This is a genomic window from Nosocomiicoccus massiliensis, from assembly GCF_000438455.1.
Lineage (GTDB): Bacteria > Bacillota > Bacilli > Staphylococcales > Salinicoccaceae > Nosocomiicoccus > Nosocomiicoccus massiliensis.
Genome location: NZ_CAVG010000126.1, coordinates 1 through 2,635, shown reverse-complemented (window position 1 = coordinate 2,635; position 2,635 = coordinate 1). Strand labels below are relative to the sequence as shown.

1 protein-coding gene and 3 pseudogenes are annotated in these 2,635 nt (G+C 28.7%); all 4 read right to left on the bottom strand.

Annotation, left to right across the window (positions count from 1 at the left end; translation table 11 throughout):
- A pseudogene (locus TJ68_RS08715) lies at positions 1–335 on the bottom strand (glycosyltransferase); the annotation flags it as partial.
- Between the two features lie 52 nt (positions 336–387).
- The gene (locus TJ68_RS08710) at positions 388–924 is read right to left on the bottom strand and encodes an alpha-glucosyltransferase N-terminal domain-containing protein (RefSeq protein WP_052327356.1); all 537 of its coding nucleotides are present in this window, start codon (positions 922–924) and stop codon (positions 388–390) included.
- Positions 925–947: 23 nt separating this feature from the next.
- Positions 948–1,448, bottom strand: a pseudogene (locus tag TJ68_RS08790) (CDP-glycerol glycerophosphotransferase family protein); the annotation flags it as partial.
- Positions 1,430–2,199 (bottom strand): annotated as a pseudogene (locus tag TJ68_RS08785) (CDP-glycerol glycerophosphotransferase family protein). The pseudogenes TJ68_RS08785 and TJ68_RS08790, both read right to left, overlap by 19 nt.
- Positions 2,200–2,635: the final 436 nt, after the last annotated feature.

The window sequence follows — 2,635 nt, the reverse complement described above, 5'->3', positions numbered from 1 at the left end:
ATAGAAAATTTATCTTTATCTATTTGAACTTCATTTTTTATATCATCCATTTGTTTATGGGTAAGAAGCAAGTATTTACTTACTTTATCTGCATTTTCCAAGGCATACTTATAAGAGTTTTTTATTGTTCCGTTATTTAGATGAGTACTATGAAAAACCATAATATTTTTAGTTTTATTTTTTTGTTTCAAGAGTGGTTTGTCCAACATTCGTGCATCACAAAAAACAATGTCATTATCTTTAAATCTATTTTCGTAGTAGTATTGAAAAAAATCTTTTTCATTTTTAAAGCTTTTATGAGGTCTATTGTTTTTATAAGTTTGAATGATAATCACATTATTTTTTTCATTATCAGCAAATATTTTTTTACAATAAAGATTCCCATCTTTATCGAATAATTCCTCTGAAATTCTTTTTATATGTTTTAGGAGAATAGTAATTTTTGCGATGTAGTATCCCATACTTATTATATTCCCATCTCTCTACTTTTTTCTTAGAAGCAGGTGACATAAAATCTTCAAATTCGAGTACTTTCATGCCTTGGCGGTACTTTCTGTAGAGGACATAGGTGTCGTTATCATAATATCGTATGACATCTTTTTCTTCGAGAATTTCTTTTCTTAAACCTTCTATACCATGAGGTGCTTCAATATATTTAGTTCTGTTTAGTAACTTACTTTTAGGTGTGACTAGTAAATTAAAGCCAGATAACCAATCATATATATTTTCGTATTTAGTTTTATAACTAGATTTATTTTCAGAAACAAATTTTTTATATACATCATTATAATTTGCATTATAATTTGTAGTAATTATAGTGTTTGGTATATTCAATTTTTCTTCTAATAATTTGACGCGACTTAATAACGATTTAGTTCTTCCCCCATGAATAGGGGGAAGAGTAGTTGTGATTGTGTATATCATTTCGGCCACCTTAAATTTATTATTTATAGATTTTCTTGAATTTCATTATGAATCATATCACCAATAATTTTTGCAGCATTTCCTTGTTCTTTAGAACAAAATCTATCATAAAATTTATTGAGATTATCTTCATATTCATTTTTAATATAATCAATATTTTTAAGCTGTTCAATTAAATCGTCAGCTTTTGTTGTGATAGGACCTGGCAGGTCTTTCATGTAATCCAGGTAAAACCCTCTTAATTCTCCCTCATATTTTTCTAAGTCATAGGCAAAGAAGATTTGAGGTCTTTTTAAAATCCCATAATCAAACATTACAGATGAATAATCTGTAACTAAACAATCACTAATTAAATATAAGTTAGAAACATTATTATAGTTTGAAACGTCTATCGCAAAATCTTCGTATCCCTTAATATCGATTTGATTTGCAATGAGGTAGTGCATCCTTAAAAGAACGACATAATCATCGCCGATTTCTTCAAACATTTTAGGAAGGTTAATTTTTAATTCGAATTGATATTTACCTTTTGTATATACTCATCATCGCGCCAAGTCGGTGCATATAATATTACTTTCTTGTCGTTCGGTATGTTTAAATCTCTTTTGATTTTTTCAATATACTTCTGATCATTTTGTTTATTAACGAGAACATCATTCCTAGGATATCCAATTTCTAGTATGTCTTTAGAATCCATCCAAAATGCAGATTGAAAAATCTCTGTAGAATACGCATTTGGTGAGATAAGAACGTCCCATCTTTTAGTTTCGTTTCTAAAGTTACGTTTATATTTTTCAGTATTTGTTCCGGGCATTTTTACTTCTGCCATATCATTACCAAGTCGTTTTAATGGTGTACCATGCCAAGTTTGAATATAAGTTTGATTCTCTTTTTTGTATAAATGAAGCGGTGTTCTAGCATTGCTCACCCAGAATCCAGCTTTTGAGTATGCTTCGTAATATTTTTTAGAGGATCTTTTAATTTTTCTGCTGGCTTTGGTACGTATGTCGAATTCGGTTTACGTAGAATCCACTTATAATTATATTGAGGATAAGCTTTTGCCATATACTCGTATATAGCCTTCGGACTATCACTATATGCTTGACCTCCAAATGATTCAAAAACAATTGTTTGAGGATCGACTTTAGTATACTTATTAGTCAGTTCATATTTGGAACGGTTTTTAGTCTTATGGCCTGTTAATACATGTCTAAGTAATCTTGATTTATATCTAAAATCATTAATACGATTTGCAAAACCGGTACTTCCTCGCATTAATGCATACATCTCTATATTAAAGAAAGGTTTATTTTTATTAAATATATCTTTATTTAAAAACTTCGCAGCAAGTTCTAACACATCTTTATTATTCTTGTATCGTTCATCAATTTGAGGATGATGAGGATCGAACTCTGTTTCGATTTTTTCTTTTAAATCATTAATCATAAATTGACGAACATTTTCATTGTGTGACTTGTCTATATAATGAATAAAGTTTTTAACATATGATTTAAACTCATCATCGAAGTCATTTTCAGCATATATTAAAATATCGAGTGATTCATTATTTTCATCACGATAATATAATGGGAAATTATAATAATAAACAGGACTTTTTGATTTATAAAGTGCATCAATGACAAAAGCCCATTCTGCATATGTTCCAATATCGGTATTAAAACGTATTTCGTTGTCTTTTATAATCGAAGTT